This window comes from Sphingomonas sp. SL1004 (assembly GCF_057815015.1).
In genome coordinates this window covers 2,529,002-2,553,216 of record NZ_JBYMUX010000001.1, presented here as the reverse complement: position 1 = coordinate 2,553,216, position 24,215 = coordinate 2,529,002, and the positions used below count along the sequence as shown (strand labels likewise).

16 protein-coding genes are annotated in these 24,215 nt (G+C 65.9%); 2 read left to right on the top strand and 14 right to left on the bottom strand.

Annotation, left to right across the window (positions count from 1 at the left end):
• Positions 1-50: 50 nt before the first annotated feature.
• From AC3D24_RS11435 to AC3D24_RS11415, 5 genes are all read right to left on the bottom strand, one after another.
• A complete protein-coding gene (locus tag AC3D24_RS11435) occupies positions 51-3,221 on the bottom strand; it encodes a glycoside hydrolase family 2 TIM barrel-domain containing protein (protein ID WP_489030729.1) in 3,171 nt (1,056 codons plus the stop codon).
• Positions 3,218-4,576, bottom strand: coding sequence for a family 43 glycosylhydrolase (locus tag AC3D24_RS11430; protein ID WP_489030727.1), 1,359 nt, complete (start codon positions 4,574-4,576; stop codon positions 3,218-3,220). The genes AC3D24_RS11435 and AC3D24_RS11430 overlap by 4 nt, the downstream gene beginning before the upstream one ends.
• Positions 4,573-5,883 carry a sugar porter family MFS transporter gene (locus tag AC3D24_RS11425; RefSeq protein WP_489030725.1) on the bottom strand — a complete coding sequence of 437 codons (1,311 nt, stop codon included), beginning with the start codon at positions 5,881-5,883 and terminating at the stop codon, positions 4,573-4,575. Before AC3D24_RS11425 ends, AC3D24_RS11430 begins: the two co-directional genes overlap by 4 nt.
• 257 nt (positions 5,884-6,140) lie before the next feature.
• On the bottom strand, positions 6,141-8,993 hold the full coding sequence (locus AC3D24_RS11420) for a TonB-dependent receptor domain-containing protein (RefSeq protein ID WP_489030724.1): 2,853 nt from the start codon (positions 8,991-8,993) through the stop codon (positions 6,141-6,143).
• Between the two features lie 55 nt (positions 8,994-9,048).
• Positions 9,049-10,203, bottom strand: a complete 1,155-nt coding sequence (locus tag AC3D24_RS11415; protein ID WP_489030722.1) for a mannonate dehydratase — start codon at positions 10,201-10,203, stop codon at positions 9,049-9,051.
• 342 nt (positions 10,204-10,545) lie between these two features.
• Between AC3D24_RS11415 and kdgD the strand changes: the two genes are divergently transcribed.
• A complete protein-coding gene (gene kdgD, locus AC3D24_RS11410; protein ID WP_489030720.1) occupies positions 10,546-11,481 on the top strand; it encodes a 5-dehydro-4-deoxyglucarate dehydratase in 936 nt (311 codons plus the stop codon).
• A gap of 34 nt (positions 11,482-11,515) precedes the next feature.
• Positions 11,516-12,403: a LysR substrate-binding domain-containing protein gene (locus AC3D24_RS11405; RefSeq protein ID WP_107959558.1), complete on the top strand. Its 888-nt coding sequence runs from the start codon at positions 11,516-11,518 to the stop codon at positions 12,401-12,403.
• Between the two features lie 192 nt (positions 12,404-12,595).
• Here AC3D24_RS11405 and AC3D24_RS11400 read toward each other — a convergent pair whose 3' ends face one another.
• The 9 genes from AC3D24_RS11400 to AC3D24_RS11360 form a co-directional block, all read right to left on the bottom strand.
• A complete protein-coding gene (locus tag AC3D24_RS11400) occupies positions 12,596-13,927 on the bottom strand; it encodes an MFS transporter (RefSeq protein ID WP_489030718.1) in 1,332 nt (443 codons plus the stop codon).
• A 198-nt stretch (positions 13,928-14,125) separates the two neighbouring features.
• Positions 14,126-15,037, bottom strand: coding sequence for an alpha/beta hydrolase (locus AC3D24_RS11395; protein WP_489030716.1), 912 nt, complete (start codon positions 15,035-15,037; stop codon positions 14,126-14,128).
• A gap of 4 nt (positions 15,038-15,041) precedes the next feature.
• Positions 15,042-17,222: a TonB-dependent siderophore receptor gene (locus tag AC3D24_RS11390; protein WP_489030714.1), complete on the bottom strand. Its 2,181-nt coding sequence runs from the start codon at positions 17,220-17,222 to the stop codon at positions 15,042-15,044.
• A 147-nt stretch (positions 17,223-17,369) separates the two neighbouring features.
• Positions 17,370-18,794, bottom strand: coding sequence for a M20/M25/M40 family metallo-hydrolase (locus AC3D24_RS11385; RefSeq protein WP_489030712.1), 1,425 nt, complete (start codon positions 18,792-18,794; stop codon positions 17,370-17,372).
• Positions 18,795-18,814: 20 nt separating this feature from the next.
• On the bottom strand, positions 18,815-19,021 hold the full coding sequence (locus tag AC3D24_RS11380) for an amidohydrolase family protein (protein WP_489033134.1): 207 nt from the start codon (positions 19,019-19,021) through the stop codon (positions 18,815-18,817).
• 364 nt (positions 19,022-19,385) lie between these two features.
• Positions 19,386-19,718: a DUF3325 family protein gene (locus AC3D24_RS11375; RefSeq protein ID WP_489030710.1), complete on the bottom strand. Its 333-nt coding sequence runs from the start codon at positions 19,716-19,718 to the stop codon at positions 19,386-19,388.
• Positions 19,715-21,385, bottom strand: coding sequence for a PepSY-associated TM helix domain-containing protein (locus tag AC3D24_RS11370; RefSeq protein WP_489030708.1), 1,671 nt, complete (start codon positions 21,383-21,385; stop codon positions 19,715-19,717). Before AC3D24_RS11370 ends, AC3D24_RS11375 begins: the two co-directional genes overlap by 4 nt.
• Complete coding sequence (locus AC3D24_RS11365) at positions 21,382-21,690, bottom strand: hypothetical protein (RefSeq protein WP_489030706.1); 309 nt, start codon at positions 21,688-21,690, stop codon at positions 21,382-21,384. Before AC3D24_RS11365 ends, AC3D24_RS11370 begins: the two co-directional genes overlap by 4 nt.
• Complete coding sequence (locus AC3D24_RS11360) at positions 21,687-23,900, bottom strand: TonB-dependent siderophore receptor (RefSeq protein WP_489030705.1); 2,214 nt, start codon at positions 23,898-23,900, stop codon at positions 21,687-21,689. Before AC3D24_RS11360 ends, AC3D24_RS11365 begins: the two co-directional genes overlap by 4 nt.
• Positions 23,901-24,215: the final 315 nt, after the last annotated feature.

Sequence of the window (24,215 nt, the reverse complement as noted above, 5' to 3'; positions counted from 1 at the left end):
CGGTCGCTTGCAACGTAGGAGGCCTGACCCGCGTGGCGAGCGTGGCCGATCTAGAATCGATGGCTTGGTATGGGGACCAGTCGCAAAACGAATCGAACAGGCGCGAGTGGTACACGGTATTTCGGCAACGGGCGACCTTGTGCGTTCCATGTCGTATCCCCGCCCAGGCCCGACTGCAGAGCATCGACAAGCACCGAGACATGGTCGTGAGGCACGATATCGGTGCTCTTGCGCGTGCCGGGCGCGCGGCGCGCGAGATCTTCATAGGGGAATGCGAGCGCATTCATCGACAGCGGACGATCGCCTGCCAGCTTGAGCCCGGTCTGGCCGTCGCCGTCCAGCGACATCGAGCGAACATCGCTTTTGGTGCCGGTTTCCTGCGGGCGCATGAAGTTGTGGTTCTGATCGGCGATGGCGCCGCGCCACAGGCCGATCGCCGCGCTGGTCTTGCGATCGGCATAATTTTCGTGCGGGCCGCGACCATAATATTCGATGGTCTTGAACCGGCTCGGTGCCGCGAACTGAAAGCCGATGCGGAGTGGGTCCGACAGGTCCTGCTTGAGCGGCGTGAACGCGCCGGCGATGTCGACGCTGCCGTCGCCGCGCATCGTGTAGCGACTGGTGAAGCGGACCGCATCCTCGCCCATGACATAGCGCACGGTGACCGCCGCCGCACCCGAACCGATGCGCTCGGCCTTGACGGACTCGACCGTGCGCGCGGCGGACATCGCCAGCCACGGCGCATTCGCGGCCTCGCCCCGCGTGCCGATATCATTGTCGGTCAACGCCCGCGCGAAATTCGGCGCGCCGCCGCTCAGCAACTCGTCGCGCCCGACCCGATAGCTGGCGATCAGGCCGGTCCTTCGGTCGATCGTCAGGCTGGCGTCACCGGCAGTCAACGCGATCGTGCCGCCGGTTTCCTGCAAGGTCGTGCGACCGCGCGGTACCGTGATGCGCGCCGGGATCGGGACTCCCAGCGCGAACTGGTCCCAGCCGACGACGTGGCCCGCCGGCACCAGCGGGATCGTGCCCGCCTTTGCGCGAGCGCGGATCGTGACCAGATACTCTGCGCCCGGTTTGGGCGGCAGTTTTGGCAAGGGCAGCGTGAACGGCTCGGTCGCATGCGCGGCGGTATGCAACGCCGGTATTGCGCCTTGCGCGAGAGGAACGCCGTTCTCGTTCACCGTCCAGTCGAAATCGAAGCCGGACAAATCACGGAAATCGTCGCGGTTGGTGACGGTGAACCGCCCCGAGACCGCATCGACGGCGGTGAACTGGACCGGTGCGTACACCTTCTGGACTTCGAACAGCTGTGGATGCGGGGTGCGGTCGGGGTTGAGCAGCCCGTCGCCGAATTCGATCTCGCCGCCGGGGTTGGGGCCGTATTCGCCGCCATCGCCCCAGTACCGCCGGCCGTCCTTGGTATAGCGGTACATCGACTGGTCGACCCAGTCCCAGATGAAGCCACCCTGCAACCGGTCGGGCCGCGCATAGATCGCGTCCCAATATTCCTTGAAATTGCCGCCCGAATTGCCCTGCATATGGGCGTATTCGGACTGGATCATCGGCTGCTTGAACTCGGGATGCTGCGCATAGTCGAGCATCCTGGCCGGGCTGTCGTACATCGGCGCATAGATGTCGGCGTATGCGTTCGGCTTGAAATCGTTGATTTGGCTGTAGCCGAGATACGAGATCAACCGGGTCGGATCGATCGCGCGTGCGGCCGCCGCGGCCTTCTCGAAGCTGGGACCGGTGCCGGCTTCGTTGCCGAGCGACCAGAAGAGGATCGAGGGATGGTTCTTGTCGCGCTCGACCATGTTGACGACGCGGCTGACATGCGCGGCTTCCCAGGCGGGGTCGTAGCCGATCTGGATGCTCTCGGGCGTGCGTCCGCCGCGGTTGGCGGCGGACATATATGCGTGACTCTCGATATTGGCCTCGTCCATCACGTAGAGGCCGTATTCGTCGGCGAGGTCGTAGAGCCGTTCGTCATTCGGGTAGTGCGAGGTGCGTAGTGCGTTGACGTTGTTGAGCTTCATCAGCTCGATATCGCGGCGCATCGACGCGAGCGAGATGACGTGGAAGGTCTCGGGGTCGTGCTCGTGGCGGTTGACGCCGCGGATCGTGATCGGCTTGCCGTTGACCGTGACGAGGCCGTTCTGGATCGCCACGCTGCGGAAGCCGATGCGGCGGGCGGTCGCCTGCACCGTGTTGCCCTTGCGGTCGAGCAGTTCGACGAGCAGCGTGTAGAGGTTGGGCGTTTCCGCGGTCCAGGGGCGAATGCTGGGCAGCGTGCCGGTGAGCGACAGCTTGGCCCCCGTCGCAGGCGCGGTCTTCGTCAGCAACGTGCGGTCGCCATCGATCACGGTCGCGCGGACAGTGTGACCGCGCGCAGCGTTTGTGAGGTCGAGCGCGATATCGAGCGTGCCCTCGCGATAGTCGCCGCTGAGGCCAGCCTTGACGAACGTATCGGCAACCCGGGCTTTGGGGGCGGCCATCAGGTAGACCGAGCGCTCGATCCCCGACACGCGCCAGAAATCCTGGTCCTCGAGATAGCTCCCGTCGGACCAGCGATAGACCTGGATCGCGACGCTGTTGCGGCCAGGCTCGATCCAGCGGGTGACGTCGAACTCGGACGGCAGCTTGCTGTCTTCCGAATAGCCGACCTTGTGGCCGTTGACCCAGACGTAATAGGCCGAGCCGGCAGCGCCAATGTGGAGGATGACGTCGCTTCGCCTCCAGTCGCGCGGTACGTCGACGTCGCGGCGGTACGAGCCGACCGGGTTAGTCGCGTGCGGGATCAGCGGGCGGTTGGCGGGGAAGGGGTAGGTGACGTTGTTGAACCGTGCCTGGTCGTAACCCTCGGCCTGCCAGTCGGCGGGGACCTTGATCTCCTTCCACTGCGACACGTCGTAGGCGAGGCTGGCGAAATCCTTCGGTGCCTTGTCGGCGTCGGGCGAGAAAGCGAACTTCCACTGGCCGTCGAGCGTGACGAACCGCGTCGAGCGTTCCATCGTCCCCTCAATCGCGGCGGCGCGGGTTTCGAACGGGAACCCAGTGGCGCGCGCGCGCTCCTTGCCGATCGCGAAGACCGCGGGGTTCTCCCAATCGGGCCGGTCGGCCGAGACCTGCGGCTGGATGGGGACGGCGACCGGCGCCCGCTGTGCGGTAACGGGCGCGGCGGTTACCAACAGGGCGGCAAGGAGAGGGCGGTAGGTCATCGGGTCGGCGAATTCCATTCGAGGATGTCGGCGCCCTGCGGGAAGACGAGCCGGACGAAGCGGGCTTTCGCGACAGCGGGGAGGGTGATCGGCGAGCCACTGGCGGCGCGTTCGGCTGCAATCTGTTGCCAGACCTTGCCGTCCAACGAGGCCTCGACGCTGAACCGGACCGTCGCGGTTGGGTAGGCCGGGCGGAGCGTCGTCGCGCCAATGGCCTTCACCGTGCCAAGATCAGCCTGCAACCACGCTGCGCCGGGGTTGGAGTGCCAACTGGTAGCGTAATTGTCGTCGCCGGCTGCGGTAGCGGAATGGGAGGGGTCAGCGGAGCCCGACGCGGTCAGCCGGCCAAGTCTCGTTCCCGATCGCCGCGCGGCGGTGCTTGGAACATCGGCGCCGCGATGCGTGGGGACGATCGCGAGCCGGTCGCCCGAGATGGCGAGGCGATCGACCGCGACCTGGCGCAGCACCATGTCGCCGGCTGGCGTGAACGGTAGCGCCTGGCGGTGGTAAAGGACGAAATCCTCGCCCCCCGCGCTGAAGATCGCGTGATGACCGGGGCTGATGATCTGCCGCTTCGTATCGGTAGCGAGCAGCGGCTGATCCGACACTTCGCTGAAAGGCCCCATCGGCGAGCTGCCGACCGCATAGCGCAGCTGGTACGTATCTTTGGTCGTGTTGCCGAAGGAGTAGGTGAGGAAATATCGCCCGCCACGCTTCAGCATGAACGGGGCTTCGAAATAGTGCGGCGGGGTGACGTCGCGGGGTTCGCCGTCGAACGTCACCATGTCGGGCTTGAGCTTCACCACGAAGCAGTGGCCGTTGACCCAGTTCAGCCCTGATCCCCAGTAGAGATAGGCCTGGCCGTCATCGTCGACGAACGCCTCGGCATCGATCATGTGCAGGCCGGGGCGGTAATTGCGCGGAACCAGCGGCTTGCCGCCATTGGCATCGCGCCACGGGCCGGCGGGATGATCCGCGCTGCCGACCCAGATCTCGCTGCCGACCGACACGTACATCCAGAATTTGCCGTCGCGGCCTTTCACGACCGAGGGTGCCCAGACCTTGCTCTTGCCCGACGTCGGGCTGGTCGCGGCGGCCTTGGTCGGCCAGTTCGGCGTCTCGAAGGTCCAGTCGCGGAAGTTGCGCGAGCGCCACAGGGCGAGTGTGTCGGCGCCCCACGGATCGATCGTCGCGAAGACGAACCACTCGTCCCCATCGTGGACGATCGACGGGTCGGCGAAATAGCCGGGCAGCAGCGGATTGCGAATGCCCGGATCGAGCGCGCCGTCGCGACCGAGCGCGGGCGTTGCTGCCAGTGCCAGCAGGCCGGCGATCAGCAGCCGCAAGGCGCTCACAATGCGGTCTCGATCGCTTCGAGCGAACGGCGCTTGGTTTCGGGGAAGAACGCGAGGACCACCGCGAACTGGAGCGCCATCATCGCCGCAAACAGGATGAACGGTGCGCCGCGCGAATAGGCGGCGACCAGCGGGAACGCCATCGCGATGATCGCATCCATGAACCAGTGCGTCGACGAGCCCAGGCTCTGCCCGCGCGAGCGGACGTCGGTCGGGAAGATCTCGCTGATATATACCCAGATCACCGCGCCCTGCGAGAAGGCGAAGAAGGCGATGAAGCCGATCAGCAGCCACAGCAGCATGTCCTGATGCTGGCCGCTGAGGAACACGTAGGCGACCCCCGACAGCATGACGGTGAGACCCGCCGCACCGATCAGCAGCAGCGTCTTGCGGCCGATCCTGTCGATCACGGTCAGCGCGAGCGCGGTGAAGAACAGGTTGCACGCACCGATCACGATCGCCTGGCGGTCCGCGGAAACGCTGTCGAACCCGGCGGCGGCGAAGATGTCGTTGAGGTAATAGAGGATCGCGTTGATGCCAGAGAGCTGGTTGAACGAGGCGATCGCGAAGGCGAGCAGGATCGGGCGGCGATGCCGCGCCCAGCTCAGCCGCGGCTTTCGTGCGGCCGCGGCGACGTTGGATTGGCGATAGCTGGCGATGTCGGCGGCCGGGTCCGCCACGCCGAGCGACTGGAGCACGGCTTCGGCTTCGGCTTCACGACCGCGGGCTGCGAGCCAGCGCGGGCTGTCGGGGATCGTGAACATCATCACCAGCAGCAGCAGCGCCGGCAATGCGGTGACGCCGAACTTTACGTGCCAGTCGAGCGCGCCCAGATCCATGCCGGTGACGATCGCGTTGCTGAGATAGGCGACCAGGATGCCGAGCACGATGTTAAGCTGGAACGCCCCGACCATCATGCCGCGCTTTTCGGCCGGCGCGATCTCGGCGATGTACACTGGCGCCAGCACCGATGACGCCCCGACCGCGAACCCTGCGAGCACGCGGAAGGCGAGCAGCGCACCCCAGTTCCACGCGGCGAAACAGCCGATGCCGGAAACCAGGTAGATCAGCGCGATGACCTTCAGCGACGTCCGCGCGCCGTAGCGATCGCCGGGCACGCCTGCGAGCAATGCGCCGGCGAGCGTACCCCAGAGCGCGCTGGAGACGGTGATGCCGACCCCCGCCGCATCGAGGCCGAACGCGGTGCGGATGCCTTCGGTCGTGCCGGCGATCACCGCGGTGTCGAACCCGAACAACAGGCCGGCGAGCGCGCCGACCAGGACGCCGCGGAACAGGGTTGCATTCATGCGTCTTCGCTCCTGTGGCCGGCGTGCGGTTACGCTGGTCGCTATCGTGATATATTCGGGCACGCGTAGGATGGATGGACCGTCAGTTGAAGCCAGCTAGTCCAACCCGTTCTTCCGTCATGCCGGGCTCGTTCCGGCATCCACCGTTCCGCATAATCGAGAGACTTGAGTTTGCGGAACCGTGGACCCCGGAACAAGTCCGGGGTGACGGAGTGGAGCTGCTATCCGTCGCAGACCACAACTCCGACTGCCCCCGATCAGAACGTGAAGCGTACGCCGGCGCGGAAGGTGCGGCCGATCGAGTCGAAGTCCTGGACGCCCGACGGGCCGTTCGAGACATACGGGTTGATCAGCTGGTTGAAGACGTTGGTGACGCTCAGATACGTCTCGACATCGCCGCCCATCGGCAGCTTGTAGCCGATCCGCGTGTCGACCAGCAGCTGGCCGTTGAAGTGGCGCTGCGCCAGATCGGTCGGCACGGTACCCTTGTCGTACGCGCCGCCGCCGATGAAGCGGCCTTGCGTGAAGACGCTGAACGGCTTGGCGTCGAGCTGGACCTGCCCGGTCATCCGCCAGTGCGGCGCGGTGCCGATCTGGCCGGCGCGATCGACCGCGACGACGTTGGGCGTGCGCTGGATATAGCGATCGACGTAATTGCCGAGCAGCCGCAGCGACAGGTTCGCGTCGGTCGCGATGCGCGATTTATAGCTCATCTCGAAATCGATCCCGCGGGTGTCGAACGCGGCGAGGTTCTGCGTCACCAGATCGATCTGGATCAGCTGGCCCGCATCGTTGCGGCGGACGAACGCACAGCTTGCCGCACTGCCGTTGAAGCAGTCGTCGAGCGTCTGCTGGAACGACAGCGAGGCGATCGCGTCCTTGATCCGGATGTCGTAGAAATCGATCGAGGCGTTGAACCCGCGCAGGAACGACGGCGAATAGACCGCGCCGAACGTCGTGGTCTTCGCGACCTCGGGCGTCAGATTGAGATTGCCGAGCACGACCGAGCGCACGTTGGTCGCGGTGCTGTTGGTCGCGCGGTCGAACACCTGCGGCTGGAAGCTGGTCGTGCCGCGCTGGAACAGCTCGTACAGGCTGGGCGCGCGGATATCGCGCGAGCGCGTGCCGCGGAAGCGCAGTTCGTCGTTGATCGCCCAGGTCAGCCCGGCCTTCCATGTCGTCACCGACCCGCTGGTGGTGTAATGCGTGCGCCGCACCGCACCGTTAAAGTCGAGCGCCTTGAACAGATTGACGTCGCGGAGCAGCGGCACGTCGACTTCGAGGAAGCCTTCGGTCACCTCATATTCGCCGCTTTGCGCCTTGGCGTTGCCGACGCGGTACGCACCCTCGGCATTGGTGACCGGATTGAACGCCTCCGACAGCGCGTCGACGGTCTGGTTGAAGCTCTGCTTGCGGTATTCGAGGCCCGCCGCGAAGCCGACATCGCCCGCCCAGTTCTGGAACGCGGAACCCGCGATCGAGCCCGCCGCGACGAATTCCTTGAAGCGCTGATCGGCAGTGTTGGTGCCGGTGACGTAGTTCAGCGCGGCGTCGGTCGGCGCATGGAAGCCGAACACGTTGACCGGCACGCAGCCATTGCCGGGTGTGGTCAGCGTCGAGCGACAGACGATCTGGCCGTTCGCCGGGTTCACCACCGCATCGGCGGCGTTGACGTAGTTCTGCTGGATGAGATCGTTCGTCAGCGCGAGATGGCGATCGTTGCGTGCCGCCTCGACATAGGTGTTCCACTTCAACCCGCCGAAAACGGTGCCCTCGAGGCCGAGCACGCCGCGGATCGTCTCGTTGTCGGCGTTGACCTGCGTACGCGGCAGATCGTCGTCGTAACGGCCCATCGTCAGCGTCTGCGTGCCGAGCGCGGTCATGCGATCGCGGATGGTGGTCGGCAGATAGGCGTTGTCGCGACGGATCACGAGTGCGGTGGTGCCGATCTGGTTGCTGTACGAGCCGACCTGATAGTCGTTGTGCGTCTTGCCGTAATTGCCCTCCGCGAACACCGTGACCGCGTCGCTCAGCTCATAGCTGGCGCGCGTATAGGCGATGTGCTTTTCGAGCTCGGAGATCAGCGGGGCGAACTGCGGGCGCGGGCCGCTGCCGCCGATCATCGTCGAATTGGTCAGGCTGGTACCGTAGATGAACGGGATCGCCTGGCCGTTGGCGTCGAAGGTGGTGCCGCGGAAGGCCGTCGGGCCGGTGATCAGCCCGCCAAAGGTCGCGTTGGCAACGCGCACGTCGCAGGCGAATTCGCGCGAGGTAGCGGAGCCGGCGGGGAGCGCGATCGGCTGGCAGCTCTTGCGCGAATAGCTGCGGCTCAGGCGATCCTCGACGCCTTCGTTGCGGAAGAATTCGCCGCTGACCAGGAAATGACCGCGACCGCCCGCGAACGGCGTGCCGTAGGCGAGCTCGTATTTCTGCTCGGCATTGTCGCCGTACGTGGTGACGCCGCCCTGGATCGTGCCGGTCAGCCCGGTGAACTTCTTGTTGATGATGAAGTTGACGACGCCGCCGACCGCGTCGGAGCCATAGGCCGCCGAGGCACCGCCGGTGACGACCTCGACGCGCTCGACCAGTGCCTGCGGGAACAGGTTGGTGTCGACTTGGCCGCTGCCGTCGTTGGGGATGAAGCGGCGACCGTCGAACAATGTCAGCGTGCGCGTCGGGCCGAGATTGCGCAAATTGAGATACGCGCCGCCCTGGCCGCTCGACGTCTGCGCACCGCGCGGACCGACCGAGGAAGAGAGCGCGGGGAGCTGCTTCAGCGCTTCGCCGAGCGTGGTCGGCACCGCGGCGTTGAGCTGCGTCGCGCTGGCGACCGTCACGGGCGTTGGTGCGCCGAATCCGTTGGCGGGGATGCGGCTGCCGGTGACGACGATGTCCGCGTCCGCGGTCTCGCTGGGGGCGGGGCCTGCCGAGCTGATCTGCGCCGCGCCGGTGTCGGCGGCAGGCGACGTGCCGTCGGCGGTGACGCTGGCCGAAGGCGACGCGGCGGGGAGGGCCGGTTGCGGCTGTGGCTGGACCTGTGCGGTCGCGGTGCCGGCGATCATCATGGCGAGCGCCGAGGCGCCGCAGAATGCGGTCTTGCGGTTGATCATGTCTTTCCTCCCCTGGGTGGCGGGCTTCGGCCTGCCGTTATGTGTGTGACGGCCTTCAGGCCGATCGTTGCGCGGACTGCAGCAGCCCGCGGATGTATCCGTAACAAAAGGCGAAATTCTCGGCCCGCGGCGTCCAGACCGGCTTGCCGTCGACCACCAGCGGATCGTCCATGCCCGGCACGTGATCGGGCATGATCATCCCGTCATACCCGACCTCGGCATAGGTACGCAGCGCGCGGACCATGTCGATGTCGCCCTCGTCCGGAAAGGTCTCGTTGAACCTGTTGCGCGCGCCGTGGATGTTGCGGAAATGGACGTTGAAGATCTTGTTCCGCTCGCCGAACCAGCGGATCACGTCGAAGATCTGGTTGGCCGGATCGGTCAAATTCTCGCACACCGAGCCCTGGCAGAAATTGAGGCCGTGATACGGGCTCTCGTTGATCTGCACGAAGCGCTTGAGGCCCTCGATCGTGCCGAGCACGTTGTCGATCCCCTGGTAGCCGCCCGGCGGCGTGCCGGGGTCCTGCGGGTGGCACGCAATCCGCACCTTGGTCTCGTTGGCGATCGGCACGATCCGGTCGAGGAAATAGGTGATGCGCTTCCAGAACTCGGTCGCGTCGACCCGGCCGGCGCGGGTGAGCGGGGTCGACGGCTTGGCCTTCGCGAGATCCCAGCCGAAATATTTCGAGCCGCCACGACCCTCGACGGGCGCGGTGCGCAGTACGCCGAGCAGGCTCATGTTGTATTTGACGCAGGGGATGCCGACCGCGGCGCAGTTGCGCAGGGTGGTCGCGAAGGCCTCGATCTCGCGCTCGCGGTCCGGGTCCTGGCCGAGCATGATGCCGGGGTGCTTCTCGCGGTCGATATGCGTGGAGTTGAGGATCTCGGGTTCGAGCATGTCGAGGCTCAGCCCGTGGCGCTCCGCCATCTGTTTCAGCGTCGTGAGTTCGGCGACGGTCGGGTACATCCGCCCATCGGCGACCGTGGCGCGCGCGGAGATGTTGCGGACGCCGTAGCGCGCGAACACTTCGAAATGCGCGTCGGTGGACGGCATGCTCTGGCAGCCCAGTTTCATGCGGTACTGGCTCGCGGCGGGCGGCGTGGCGCGGCGGCGCGACTGCGTCTGGCGGGTCTGCGCCTCTGCGGCCTCGCCGATCACCGACAGCGAAGCGGCGGCACCGGTACCCAGCATGAACGTGCGACGATGCATCCAGTCCTCCCCTCGATGTCGGCGGCAGATGTTTCCGTCCGTCCGGTCTGGGCATCTCTCGCCCGGACGATGCCTATTGCATCCGGACTGGACCGAATTCCATTGCCAATCCTGGATCGTTCGATGCAATTCGGGACCAGACGAATGGTGATCCCATCGCATTTGATACCAGGCACAGTTGCTTAAGCGTCGTCGCGACTGCCACATGCTGGATCATGCTAACCACGGCATCGATCGATTGCGCCTTTGGAATGGACCGCATGATACCGCTGCCATAGACCCGGTGATCAGTGATCCAGCGCCGGCGGACAAGGTTCGGCGCGGCAGGGGAGGCAGCATAGAATGGCATTTGGTCCTACAGACGTGGCGAAGACGATCGGCGGCGGGTTGCTGTCGTTCCCGGTCACGCATTTCGACGCAGCGGGCGCGTTCCTCGAAGATCCGTATCGCGCGCATTGCGCGTGGATGCTCGAGCATGAGCTGGCCGGGTTGTTTGCAGCCGGCGGTACGGGCGAGTTCTTCTCGCTGACCCCGACCGAAGTCGTCGACGTCGTCGCCGCAGCCGTCGCCGAGGCCAAGGGCAAGCTGCCGGTGATCTCGGGCTGCGGCTATGGCACCGCGATCGCCTGCGAGATCGCGCGCGGTGCCGAGCGGGTCGGCGCGGACGGGCTGCTGTTGCTGCCGCCCTATCTGACCACATCCAACCAGGAAGGCCTCGCCGCGCATATCGATGCGGTGTGCAAGTCGACCGGGCTCGCGGTGATCGTCTACAACCGCGACAACGCGATCGTGAACGACGAGACGCTGGCGCGGCTATGTGAGCGCAACGCCAATCTGGTCGGCTACAAGGACGGCGTCGGCGACATCGAGCTGATGGCGCGGGTCCATTCGCGGATGGGTGACCGGCTCACCTATATCGGTGGCCTGCCGACCGCGGAGACGTTCGCGACGCCGTATCTGACGATGGGCGTCACGACCTATTCGTCGGCGATCTTCAACTTCATGCCGGAATGGGCGCTCGACTTCTACAAAGCGGTGCGCGCCGGCGATCATGTCAAGGTGCAGGCCGAACTGCGCGATTTCGTGCTGCCCTATATCGCGATCCGCAACCGCAGCCGCGGCTATGCGGTGTCGATCGTCAAGGCGGGCATGCGCGTCGTCGGCCGCGATGCCGGGCCGGTGCGCACCCCGCTGACCGATCTGACCGCGGACGAGGAGCGCGATCTCGCCGTGCTGATCGCCAAGGCGACGCCGGCGGCGGTCAAGCGCGCCGCGTGACATTCTAGTGGCCGGCACTCTATAGATGTCGGCCATGTTCGACCTCAGCCAGCTCCGCTGTTTCGTCGCGGCGGCCGAGGAACTGCATTTCGGCCGCGCGGCGCAGCGTCTCAACATGACGCAGTCGCCGCTCAGCCGACAGATCCAGTTGCTCGAACGCATCCTCGACGTGATGCTGCTCGAACGGACCAGCCGCCAGGTGCGGCTGACACCCGCGGGCAGCGCGTTCCTGATCGAGGCGCGCCGTATCCTCCGCCTCGCGGAAAGCGCAGCTTTGTCCGCGAGGCGCGTGGCGCGCGGCGACGCCGGCCGCGTCGTGATCGGCTTCACCGCGGTGTCGGGCTACGACCTGATGCCGCGGATCGTCGCGCAGGCGATCGCGCGCCTTCCCAACATCGCGCTCGAACTGCGCGAGATGGTCACGTCGGAGCAGGTCGATGCGTTGGTGACGGGGCTGATCGACGTCGCGTTCGTGCGCCCGCCGATCGATCGCCACGAGTTCGAGTCGGTCTGCGTCCTGCGTGAACCTTTGATTGCCGCGCTACCCGCGGGCGATCCGCGGCAGGCGAGGGGCGTGCTCGTCCCCGCCGATTTCGACGGCCTGCCGCTGATCATGTATGCGCGGCAGGGGGCCGGCTATTTCCACGAGATGCTGCTGAAGCTGTTCGCGGACGCCGGCGCCGAGCCCGACTATGTTCAGCACGTCACGCAGATCCATTCGATGCTCGGTCTGGTCCGCGCCGGGCTCGCCGCGGCGATCGTGCCGCAGGCGGCGACCAGCCTCCACATGACCGACGTCCAGTTCCGCACGATCCAGACCGAACCGGAAAACCCGGTCGAGCTGGTCATGGCATGGCGCCGCGACAATTCGAACCCGGCGCTGGCCCCCATGCGCCAGCTCTGCCTCGATACGCTTGGCTGATTCCCGTTCGTTATGAGCTAATTACCGTTCGTGCTGAGCGAAGTCGAAGCACCGTCGCGTGGGGCATGCCCTTCGACTTCGCTCAGGGCGAACGGTAAAAGGAAGGGCATGCCCTTCGACTTCGCTCAGGGCGAACGGTAAAAGGAAGGGCATGCCCTTCGACTTCGCTAAAGGCGAACGGCAAAAAGCGCCTTACGCCTTCAATTCGACCCGCTTGATCGGCCCCACCACCACCAGGAACGCGAAGATCGTCAGCAGGCAGTGCAGCCCGACGAACACCAGCGCGCCGTCGAACGATCCGGTCCCCGCGACGATGAACCCGATCACGATCGGCGTGACGATCCCCGCCACGTTGCCGAACATGTTGAAGATCCCGCTCGCCACCCCCGACAGTTCGCGCGGTGCGACGTCGGACATCACCGCCCAGCCCAGCGAGGCCACGCCCTTGCCGAAGAACGCGACCGCCATCAGCGTGATGACCAGCCATTCCGCCTCGACGAACACGCACGCGATGATCAGCGTCGCGAGCAGCATGCCGATCACCAGCGGCGTCTTCCGCGCGATGTCGAGCGAGCCGGTGCGGCGCAGCAGCGTGTCCGACAGATACCCGCCGACCAGTCCACCGACGAACCCGCACAGCGCCGGCGCGGCGGCGGCGATCCCTGCCTCCATGATGTTCAGTCCGCGTTCCTTGACGAGGTAGATCGGGAACCACGTCACGAAGAAATAGGTCAGCACGTTGATGCAATATTGGCCGAGATAGATGCCGAGCAGCATCCGGTTGGCGAGCAGCTGGCGGACATTGTGCCAGCTGAACACCTGCTTCACGCCGGCGCCTTCCTCCATGTGGATCAGCCCGCCGCCCGCCTCGATCAGCGCGAGTTCGGCGGCGTTGATGCGCGGATGGCGGACCGGGCTGCGGATGAACAGCCAGAACACCGCGGTTGCGACCAAGCCGAGCGCGCCCATCACCCAGAACACGCTGCGCCAGCCATGCTCGTGGACCAGCCAGCCCATCAGCGGCGCGAACACCACCAGCGAGAAATACTGCGCGGAGTTGAACACGGCCGAGGCGGTGCCGCGCTCGCTGCCGGGAAACCACGCCGCGACGAGCCGTGCATTGCCGGGAAACGACGGCGCCTCGGCAACGCCGACCATGAAGCGCAACGCGAACAGCATCGCCAGTACGGGGAGCGCGACGAGCCCCGCTAGCCCCTGCATCGCGGTCAGCAGCGACCAGATCGCGATCGCGCCGGCATAGACCCGCCGCGTCCCGAACCGATCGAGCAGCAACCCGCCCGGGATCTGCGCGAGCACATAGGCCCAGGCAAAGGCCGACAGGATGAAGCCGGTCTGCACGGTCGAGATGCCGAGATCGTGCGATGCCGCGCTGCCGGCGATCGAAAAGGTCGAACGATCCGCATAGTTGAGCGACGTGATGATGAAGATCAGCGCGATGATGCCGTACCGAACCCTGGTCGGCTTGCCACCGATCGGCTTCGCGTCATGCTCGTAAATCGCCACGTCCACACTCTCCCGAACGCCATTTTTGTGCATGGCTCTTTGCCATCATACGGGCAGCGGGACGAGCAGTCCAAGCTGGTTAGCAACTCGATCCAGTCGTGGATTGGCTCGATCGGAGATCACCGCCGGTATGCCGAAGCAAAGGCTCGATTGCCGACCGACAGCTGCCGTCCTGGGAAAAGCAGCGGCGCGCAGCTATTATCGGGTTCGAGCAGTAAAGACGTCACGCAGCACCTGAGATACGATCGATGGTGGCAGCGACATGTGATCTTCACCGGGCTCGCGGTGCAGCCCCGTTCGCAGGCCCCACGCGGACAAGGGTTGGAGTCGTCGTTCGAGCGCGATGACGTCGTCAACCTCCTGGGCCGGTTCTGCATCGCCAACCGCTAGCAACAGGCTGGTTTGGCGGACGTCGACATCGCCGCGAGTCACGCGGGCCGTAAAGTCGCGTTCGGAGGGGAGCAGATAGCGGTTCGCCCACCACAAGGTCGGGCTCGCTGCGACGTAGTGATCGAAGAGCGCCGGGCGTGTGTACATCGCATACAAGGCGAACATTCCACCGAAGCTGTGCCCGAACAGGCTCTCCTGATCGGCATCCACCGTGTACCGCGCGGCGATCGCCGGCTTGAGTGTCTTTTCGAGGAAATCGAGCATCGCGTCTTGTCCGCCCTGGCGTAGCTTCGCGCCCGGGGCGGGGGGCGTGAAGTCATAGGCGCGGCGTACGAAATCATGCGGTTTGTCGGTCGGATAGCCGACCGACACGATGATCGTGTCGGCAAACTCGCCCTGCAATCGCTTGGCGTCGTGGAACAGGCCGAAAAACGCGTTGCCGTCGAGGACGTACAGCACGCGGTATCCGCCCGTATACGGGACGCGTCCGATCGGTTCGCTGATCCAGATCCGATACTCGTCACCGTGCGGCCCCTTGAGGGCCAGTTCGCGGGTGCCCGGCATCCGCACGAGGGTGCTCTCCGCCGCCCCCGCCGCCGCGGTTGCGGCCCCGGCGGGTGCAACGCCCGCGAACAGCGCGGGCACCAGCGCAGGTGCCAACGTGGTTAAGATCGCGGAGACGATCGCCGCCGGACCGCGACCCGCGCGTGCTCGCGTCACGACCTCAATACTCGAACCGAAGCGTGGCGAGTACGCTGCGCGGCGCGGCGTAGAAGCCCGACGCGTATTTCAGCGTGCCGAGATACCTGGTGTTCGTGACGTTGCGCACGTTCAGGCTGGCGCGGACCCGCTCGACGACGCGAATGCTGCTCAGCAGGTCGAGCGTCGCATAGCCCTTCTGGCGGATCGCGATGTCGTCGCCTGCCGCATCGGCGATGCTGCTCGGCGCGCTGATCCGGCTCTGATAGCGGAACTGGCCGCCGAGCTTCAGATCACGCAGGTCCTCGATCGTGTAGGTCGCGGCCAGCTTGAAGGTGTCGCGCGGCACGAACAGCCGTGCCGCCACCCCGTCGTCATCCTCGATCTTCAGATGCGTGAAGCCGCCGGATACCAGCCAGCGTTGCGAGACATGACCAGCGACCTCGACCTCGAAGCCCTTCGAAGTCGTGTCACGGCCGACATAATAGCTGGTACCGATCTGACCCGCGGTGGTGCCGTCGAACGTCCCGGCAAAGTCCGCCAGCCCCTTCTGCTTCGCCTGGAAGATCGACGCTGCGCCATAGAGGCGCCCGCCGAGCCATTCGCCCTTCACGCCACCTTCGATGCTCGTGCCCTTAGCGGGATCGAGGCGGCGGTTGGTGGCGTCGACTTCGCTCTGCGGATTGAAGATGTCGGTGTAGCTCGCATACAGCGTCAGGTTCGAGGTCAGGTCGAACAGCAGACCGGCATACGGGCTGACCTTGTCGTTGCTGCGTGCCTGGTCGACCCCGTACGAGGTGCCCGAGCTCTTGAGCCAGATCGCGGTCCCGCCGATCACCGCCTTCAAACGATCGGCAAGATTGACCTGCATCGATCCGTACGCGCGCGTAAGGCGATCGCGGGTGTCGGCCTGGAGCGGCAGTTCGGGATAATCGGGCTCGACCGCACGGAAGCTGGCGAGCTGACGGATGTCGCCGTAATCGATGTAGGTGGTCGACAAGGCGCCATATTGCTTGCCGTTCGAGATACCGTTGGAAAAGCCGAAGGCGAGCTGGTGACGGCGGCCGAACAGCTCGACGCTGCCCGATGCGTAGGCGTCGGCCATGTACTGCTTGTTCTGTGACGGATAGGCGCCGGTCATGCCGACGATGCCCTGGCCGGTTGCCGGGTCCGGCGTACCGAAGGCGTAGAGGATCTTCGCCCGTTCCTGCCAGTTGCGATACGTATAGACGCCGCGGACCGACCAGTCGCCGCCGAGCTTCAAAGCCAGTTCGCCGAACGCGGTCTGGTCGAGCACGTTCCAATAGGTCCAGTCGGCCGAGGTCGAGGCCGAGCGCGCATAATCGATCCGGCTGCCGTCGCTGTAGACCAGTGGCAACGAACCCCAGAGCACGCCATCGGACCGATTGTCCTGTCGCATATAGCCCGCAGTGGCGGTCAGCGAGGGCAGCACGTCCCACGAGACGAGGCCGGCATAGACGTCGCGGTTGACGCGGTTGTAGTCGAGATAGCTGTCATGCTCCTCGTGCGCGGCGATCGCACGAACGCGCAGCGCGCCGTCCTTGGTGATCGGGCCTGACACGTCGGCCTCCAGGCGGCGCTGGTCGAACGATCCGAGGAACGCCGACGCGTTGGCCTGGAAGTCCGCGGTCGGGCGCTTGCGCAGATAGTTGATCGTCGCGGACGGATTGCCGACGCCGGTCATGATCGCGTTGGCGCCGCGCACCGCCTCGACCCGCTCGAACAGCACGGTGTCGAGATCGCCGGTCTGGATGTTGAAGAACATTGGCAGGCCGATGCCGTCGATCTGGAAATTGGTGATGTCGAAGCCACGCGCGTTATATTCGGTGCGGTCGGTCTCGGTACGCTCGACGTTGATGCCGACGGTCTGCGTCAGCAGGTCGTTAACGTTGGTGATCGCAAAATCATTGATCCGCTCGCGGTCGACGATCGTGATCGATTGCGGCGTTTCGCGCAGCGACAATGCCAGCCCGGTTGGCGACGCGCTCTGCTGATCGTCGGCCTTGCTCACCTTGGAACCGGTGACGATGATGTCGTCGGAGCGTTGCGGATCGGGCGTCGTCGCAGTCCCATCGGCCGCAGTCCCATCAGCGGCTAGGCCGGCGGGTTTCGCCGCACGAACATCAGCGGAAAATGCCGGGAGCGCGACGCCGACCAGCAATCCTGCGATGAGGTTGAATTTCATGGTACCTCCGAGAGTATCACGCCCCCCCGGCGTGTCCCCGGTCGCCTACAAAAAAGGCTACTGCGAAGCAATCGCAAATACGTGACGTTGATCGTTCCGGTTGCGATGAAGCGCATTATCGTTTGCTGTTGTGCCGATCGCCGACGCTTACCGGGTTCTGCCGGGCATCTTTTGATCCGAATAAGCCTTGATCAGGCCGTACAGGAAGGACCGTCCTTCCATGACCGATCGGACGCGGATCCGTTCGTTCAGGCCATGTGCGCCATTGCCGTCCGGATCGCGGAACAGGCCGGTCACGCCGTAGGTGGGTATCCCCGCGGCGTTCAGCGTTACCGCATCGGTCGCGCCGGTCGCCATGTTGGGAACGACCGGCACGCCGGGCCATATCGTCTGCGACATCGCCTGTAACGGTGCCATCATGCGCGGCGTCAGCGGGGCAGGCGCCGAGGGCGCATAGGACGTTCGCCCCGGCGTGACCGTGACCTCCGGATCGTCGACCACCTTGACCAATGTCGCCAGGATGTCCGCTGGCGAGACGCCCGGTATCACGCGGCAGTTCACCATCGCACTGGCGCTTTGCGGCAGGGCATTGGCGGCATGACCCGCCGTCATCGTCGTCGCGACGCAGGTGGTGCGCAGCATCGAATGCCAGATCGGCGACCTGTTGAGGACGGCGTTGGCCTGCTCGTCGTCTGGATGCGCGACGATCGTCGTCATCGCCGCGCCGTTTTCACCGCCGACGATCTTCGCCATCTTGGCGAAATAGCCGCGATTGGCTTCGATGAACTGAACCGGAAACTCGTAGCGGCTGAGTTTGTCGAGCGCGCGCGCGAGGCTGTAGATCGCGTTGTCAGGACGCGGGACGGACGAGTGGCCGCCAGCGTTGGTGGTGGAGAAGGTGAAGCCCATCACCACTTTCTGCGCGGCCTGGATGTTCTGGTTGGTGCGGTTGCCTGCTGCGTCGGTTTCGCCATAGCCGCCCTCGTTCAACGCGAACGCGGCATCGATCAGGTCGCGCTGGTTGTCGACCAGCCAGCGCGCGCCGTTGAGGAACCCGCCTTCCTCGCCGCAGGTCAACGCCATCTTGATCGTGCGCAGGGGTTTGTACTTCGTGGCGTGATAGCGCAGCAGGCTGTCGACATAGATCGCGTCCTGCGCCTTCATGTCCGCGGTGCCGCGCGCGTAGAAATAGCCGCCTTCCTCGATCAGCGTGTAGGGATCGCGCGTCCAGTCGGCGCGGCGCGCATTCACGACGTCGATATGCCCGAGCAGCAGCACCGCTTTCAGCTTCGGATCGCGGCCAGGATAGATCGCGACCAGCGCGCCCGCCTTGGGATTGCCCTCGGGAACGAACAGATGGAGGTTGGCCTCCGGATAGCCCGCCGCCTTCATCCGCGCGGCGACCTTTTCGGTCAGCGCGGTGCAGCTGCCGCTCTCGACGCTGGTGTCGGTCTCGACCATTTCCTTGAAGATGGCGCGGTACTGCGCCTCTCCGGGGTCGGGCGCCGCGTGAGCGGGGGCGGTACTCGCCAGTGCGGCAGCGGCAGCAAGCGTGCGGATCATGCGGGTCATCATCGGGTCCTCGTCTACCGTCAGCTGGAAGGTTTGCCGGCCATCGCGATCAACTGTTCGACCGTATAGGCGCGTCCGTTGGCGATCACCGTCTTAACGTTGAAGGTGTTGGCGATATTCTCGCGCGGATCGCCCGCCAGCAGCGTGATGTCGGCGAGTTTGCCGACCTCGAGCGTGCCCGCGTCGAGGTTCAGCTCCTTCGCCGAGGTCTTGGTCGCGGCCTGCAGCGCCTGGAACGGGGTCAGGCCCGCCTCGACATAGGACGCGATCTCGGCGTGCAGGTTGATCGTGATCGTGGTGTGGTGCCGGCGGTGATCTTCGTGCCGGCGTCGTACATCGCCTTGAGCGCGTCGAGGCTTCCCTGCACCAGCGGTTGGTGGCGCCGAGATGCTCGGTCGCGTCGACCCCCGTGAACGCGGCGGGGAAAATCTCGTGCCCCGTCACGGGTACGCCCATCGCGTGTGCAGCCTCGACGATGCGGCGCTGATACAGGTCCGGCATGCGGACATAGCCGGCCGAGCATCCGGCGATCGAAGCGAACGTCGTCCGTCAGGCCTGCGTCGCTGGCCTGACGCGCCGGTTGTGCATCCGTCAACGCGCCGTCGAACGGTGCGGTTCGGTTTCGCGCTTGGTCGTGGCGGGGCGTGCGCGTCTGGGTTGATCGGGGAGAAGGTTGAGCGCCAGCGTCGTAATGGCGGCGGACAGCATGGTGGCGGCGGTCCAGGCGATCGGGGCGTAGACCGGGCTCCAGGCCGCGAACGACGCCGCGAACGCCAGCAGCAGGCTCGTCCAGGCGAGGGTGCGCAGGGTGCGGGCGGCGCGGGGTGTGCAGCGTCGGTGGAGACGGCGCTGGTGGTGGTGATCGGTTGCCAGCGCGAAGCAGACGAAGCCGAGCAGTGCGAACAGGAAGGGGAGCGCGGTCATTCGGCGGGGACCATCGTTGGTGGCGCGATTTGGCCGGGTTGCGGGAGAGCGGGCTCCGAGGATGGGGATTCCGAAGGCGTCAGCTCCGCAGGTGTCGTCGCGGCGGGAATGGTCTTGCGCGAGCGTTTCGCTTTCGGGTGGTGGCGGTGCACGCGGCGGGCTGTCCAGGCGTAGGACAGTCCCAGCGCGGCGAGCGTCAGGTCGACGCCTGCCAGCGTCCAGTCACCATCGGCGATCGTCGTGACCACGCCCTTGTCGGTGGCGATCAGGTCGAACAGCGGCAGGCCGAGCAGCAGCGCGGCAGTCAGCGCGAGCTGCTCGACCCAGGCGCGTTTCGGGCGGCGGACGAAGGCGTGGACCAGCAGCACCGCCCAGAGCGCGAACATCGCGTTGATCTCGGCCGCGCCGCGCGCCGCTAGCGTGGTCGGCAGCAGGCGGTTCGCCCACAGGAAGCCGACCATCGCCGCGGGGAAGCCCGCGACGAAACCGATGTTGAGGCGCTCGACCAGGCGGAAGCCGAGATGCGGGCGATCGGGATCGGGCAGCTTCTCGCGGCGCTTGACGACCCACAGCACGAGGCCGCTCGCGACCATCAGCGATCCGCCGAGCCCGCACAGGAAATAGACCCAGCGAATGACCGCATCGGCATAGCGCCCGGCGTGGAGGCCGACCATCACGCCCGCGGTCTCTGCGGCGGCGCCTTGCGGAGGCGACGCCCACAGCAGCGCGCCGCTGGTGCCGTCATAGGCGAGGCGCGGCGTGCGCGCGGAGAGCATCGCCGCGTTGCTTTCCGACAGGGTGATGCGGGCACCGGCGTCGCCGGGCTGCGAGACGGTGATGAACCCGATCGGCGCGCCCAGCCTGCGCTCGCCGTCGCGCAGAACCTTCGACAGGTCGACCAGGGGGGCGGGGCGGCCGGTGCGGATCGCTTCAGGACCTTCGGGGAAGATCACCGCGAACAGCTTGGCCGGGTCGGCATAGTTCGCGACGGTCGCCCACGGCATCAGCATCGCCATCAGCGTCACCAGCCCGGTATAGGTGATCATCAGGTGGAACGGCAGGCCGAGCACCGCCGCGGCGTTATGCCCGTCGAGCCAGGATCGCTGACCCTTGGCGCGGCGCAACGTGAAGAAATCCTTGAAAATCTTCTTGTGCGTGACGATCCCGCTGAGGATCGCGACGAGCATGAACATCGCGCAGACGCCGACCAGCCAGCGTGCCCAGAGCACCGGCATGTAATGAAGATCGAAATGGAAGCGGTAGAAGAACTCGCCGCCGCGTGTCTCGCGCGCGGTGGTCGGCAGGCCGTCCGCGCCGATCAGTGCAGAGGTATCGCCGCGCCCACGGCGGCGGCGGGGGGATTCGCCCTCCTTGGGCTGGGGTTGCCAGAAGACGTCGGCGCCGGGCGAGCGAGTCGTCGGCACGGTAATGAACCAGGTCTTCGCATCGGGCGCCTTCCTGAGCAGGAACGCTTCTGCGCCACGGACGACGCGCGCGGGATCCTCGATCCGCGCGAGTTCGGGGCGCGCCCAGCGGTTGAGCGCCTCGCGCCAATACGCGACCGTGCCAGCGGTGAAGATCACGAACAGCACCCAGCCGACCATCAGCCCGGACCAGGTGTGCAGCGTCGCCTGGCTCTGGCGGAATCCCTTTGGCTTGGTTGTCATAGCCGTCCCGTGAGCTGGATCGACGCCGCGGTGATGGCGCCGGCGATCCCGCCCGCCAGCACCAGCGTCCAGAGCGCGCGCCAACCGCTGCGCGCGGCGAACGCCCATATCGCGGCACCGGCGCAGATGACGAACGCGAAGAGCGTGCCGATCACGGTCGCCTCGGCACGGTCGCCCGGCAGGATCCGGGCGAGCGCCATCGCCCACAGGCTGGCGACCGCATAGCCGATCGGGATCGCGGACAGGATGCGCAGGCCGTTATCGCCGCGCCGCCGCCACGCGTGAGGCGTGCGCACCCGGGTCATGGATAGGTGAACCGTAGCGTCGCGAACGCGGTCCGCGGGCTGCCATAGTAATTGCCGCGGCCCGACGACGAAATGCGCGCGTAATAATTGCGGTCGAAGACGTTGTTGACGTTGACCGACAGGGCGACGCGCTCGCTCAGTTTATAGCCGGCGCGCAGGTCCAGCACGGCGTAGCTGCCCTGGCGGACGATCGACGAGACGGTTCGGACGCTGCCGTTGGTATTGAACACCGCGGGGTTGCCGCCGAAGGTCGAGCTGAACCAGGTCACGCCGCCGCCGAGGCTCGCGCCCGCCAATGCGCCATCGGTGGGGGCGTAGTTGGTGAAGCCCTTGATCGAATGCTTCGGGGTGACGGGGACGAACGAGATCCCCTCGAACAACGCGTTGGTATCCTCGAGATAGCGGTTGCGATTATACGCATAACCGCCGTTGATCCGCCAACCGGGCAGGATCTCGCCCGCCGCCTCGGCCTCGATCCCGCGGCTACGCACCTTGCCGATCTGTAATACCACATCGGGCAGGTCGGCATCGGTGAACAGGCGGTTGCTCTGCGTGATCTGGTACACCGCCGCCGACAGCAGCAGCCGGTCGCCGAACAGCGCGAGCTTGGTGCCGGCCTCGTATTGCGATCCGATCAGCGGATCGATCGCGCCACCGTCCGCGCGCGGCATGGTCGAGGTCTGCGGCGTGAAGCTGTCGGCATAGCTGGCATAGAGGTTCAGCGCCGAGGTGACGTCCCACACGATCCCGGCATAGGGCGTGAACCGGCCTTCGATCGAATAGCCGCTCCAGTTGCCGCGTGCCGGCAGCGTGATCAGCGACCGCGTATCCCACCACGTCATTCGTCCGCCACCGATCAGCGTCAGGCCGGCAAGCGGGCTGAGGCGCATCTGGCCGTACATGCCATATTGCTCGGTCTCGGTGCGGCTGCCGCCATAGACCTGCGATACGGCGCCGAGCGGACCGTTGAACACTGGGGACGGGCCATAGGGATTGAGCGCAGGCTCGGCGGGCGAAACCGGGTTGTAGACGTCGATCGTCGCATAGCGCGACAGGCGGGTCTGCGCGGCCTTTTGCGAGTTCGCCTGGTAATCCAGCCCAAGGATCAGCGTCTGATCGCGACCGAACAGCGGGAAGCTGCCGACGCCGTTGAAGTCGAAGGCCCGCGTCTGCATGTGATTGTCGCCGCGGTAGGCGATGTGGCTGGTGACGCCGTTGGTCGGCGTGACCGGCTGGCTGCCGATATAGCTGTAGATGTCGACGCGATCGACGTTGGTGAGCAGGCCGGTGGCGCGCAGGGCCCAGCGATCGCTGATCCGGTGCGCGACCTCGACGAAGCCCGAGGCGCTTTCGGAGGTGAAGCGGTTCCAGTCGGCGCCGAGATAGGTCGAGCGGGGGACGTCGAGCAGTTTGCCGTCGCTGCCGTCGGCACCGCCGATCAGCCCGGGCAGGCCCGACTGTACCGCGGGCTTGAAGCGATCGTAATTGCCGCCGACGGTCAGCGTCGTGCGGTCGCCCAGCTTGGTCGAGGCGACGCCGAACGCGCCCCAGCGATTGCGGTGCGCGGTGTCGTAGAACTGGTCCTGATCCTGCGCCATCGCGCCGACGCGGATCCCGGCGCCGTCGCCGAGCGGGGTCGAGACGTCGATCTCCGCGCGCATGTTGTCGTACGAGCCATAGCCGGCCGAGGCGTTCATCCTGAAGGTTTCGAGCGGGCGCTTGCGGACCAGGTTGATGCTGCCGGCGGGGTTGCCCGAACCGCTGAACAGGCCGGCGGGACCGCGCAACACTTCGAGCCGGTCGTAGAAGAACAGGTCGGGGACGACGGCGGGAAAGCCGAACGCCATCGTCGGGGTGCCATCGACGAGATAGTTGTTGATCGCGAAGCCGCGCGACATGAACGAGGGATCCTCGCTGCCGACGCCGGTGACGGTGATGCCAGGCGTCGCGGTCAGCGCATCCTCGAGCGTGAACAGGTTCTGTGCCTGGATCTGCTGCTGGTCGATGACGGTGACCGTGTTGGGCACGTCCTTCAGCGGCGTGATCGTCTTGCCGACCGCCTGGCCATAGCTTTTGCCGAGGACGGTGATCTCGTCATCGTTGGTAGCGGTGTCGTCTGCGCGGTCGCTGGCTTCGGGGGCGTTCTTGGTTGTGTCGGCGGCGGCGAACGCGGTGGTCGAAACGCACGCCAGAAATGCTGCTGCCGTCATATGCCGAACTGATTTCACGCTTGGTCCCCGTCGTTCACTACTGCAACTCAATAGCAAGAACGCCTTTAGCATGACAAAATGTTCATGCAAGCTTGTTGCGACCGAATTGCAACATGAGCCGTTGCGGGATGTCCCGAAGTGCGCTGCTGTGGTCAGCTTACGCCGTCATCCCCGCGGAGGCGGGGACCCATATCCTCGACCGTTTGCGGTTATATCGCTGAGGTTAGCCAGTATGGGTTCCCCCGCGCGCGGGAATGACGATGGCGCGGGGGGCACCAAGGCCCAAGGTCCAAGGCCCGGGGCGGGCGAACGAAA

What these genes read in the sequence shown, in the direction of transcription:
- AC3D24_RS11435 (WP_489030729.1), bottom strand. Translation starts at nt 3,221, where the DNA reads ATGACCTACCGCCCTCTCCTTGCCGCCCTGTTGGTAACCGCCGCGCCC.
- AC3D24_RS11425 (WP_489030725.1), bottom strand. Translation starts at nt 5,883, where the DNA reads ATGAATGCAACCCTGTTCCGCGGCGTCCTGGTCGGCGCGCTCGCCGGC.
- AC3D24_RS11420 (WP_489030724.1), bottom strand. Translation starts at nt 8,993, where the DNA reads ATGATCAACCGCAAGACCGCATTCTGCGGCGCCTCGGCGCTCGCCATG.
- AC3D24_RS11415 (WP_489030722.1), bottom strand. Translation starts at nt 10,203, where the DNA reads ATGCATCGTCGCACGTTCATGCTGGGTACCGGTGCCGCCGCTTCGCTG.
- kdgD (WP_489030720.1), top strand. Translation starts at nt 10,546, where the DNA reads ATGGCATTTGGTCCTACAGACGTGGCGAAGACGATCGGCGGCGGGTTG.
- AC3D24_RS11405 (WP_107959558.1), top strand. Translation starts at nt 11,516, where the DNA reads ATGTTCGACCTCAGCCAGCTCCGCTGTTTCGTCGCGGCGGCCGAGGAA.
- AC3D24_RS11390 (WP_489030714.1), bottom strand. Translation starts at nt 17,222, where the DNA reads ATGAAATTCAACCTCATCGCAGGATTGCTGGTCGGCGTCGCGCTCCCG.
- AC3D24_RS11385 (WP_489030712.1), bottom strand. Translation starts at nt 18,794, where the DNA reads ATGACCCGCATGATCCGCACGCTTGCTGCCGCTGCCGCACTGGCGAGT.
- AC3D24_RS11375 (WP_489030710.1), bottom strand. Translation starts at nt 19,718, where the DNA reads ATGACCGCGCTCCCCTTCCTGTTCGCACTGCTCGGCTTCGTCTGCTTC.
- AC3D24_RS11370 (WP_489030708.1), bottom strand. Translation starts at nt 21,385, where the DNA reads ATGACAACCAAGCCAAAGGGATTCCGCCAGAGCCAGGCGACGCTGCAC.
- AC3D24_RS11365 (WP_489030706.1), bottom strand. Translation starts at nt 21,690, where the DNA reads ATGACCCGGGTGCGCACGCCTCACGCGTGGCGGCGGCGCGGCGATAAC.
- AC3D24_RS11360 (WP_489030705.1), bottom strand. Translation starts at nt 23,900, where the DNA reads ATGACGGCAGCAGCATTTCTGGCGTGCGTTTCGACCACCGCGTTCGCC.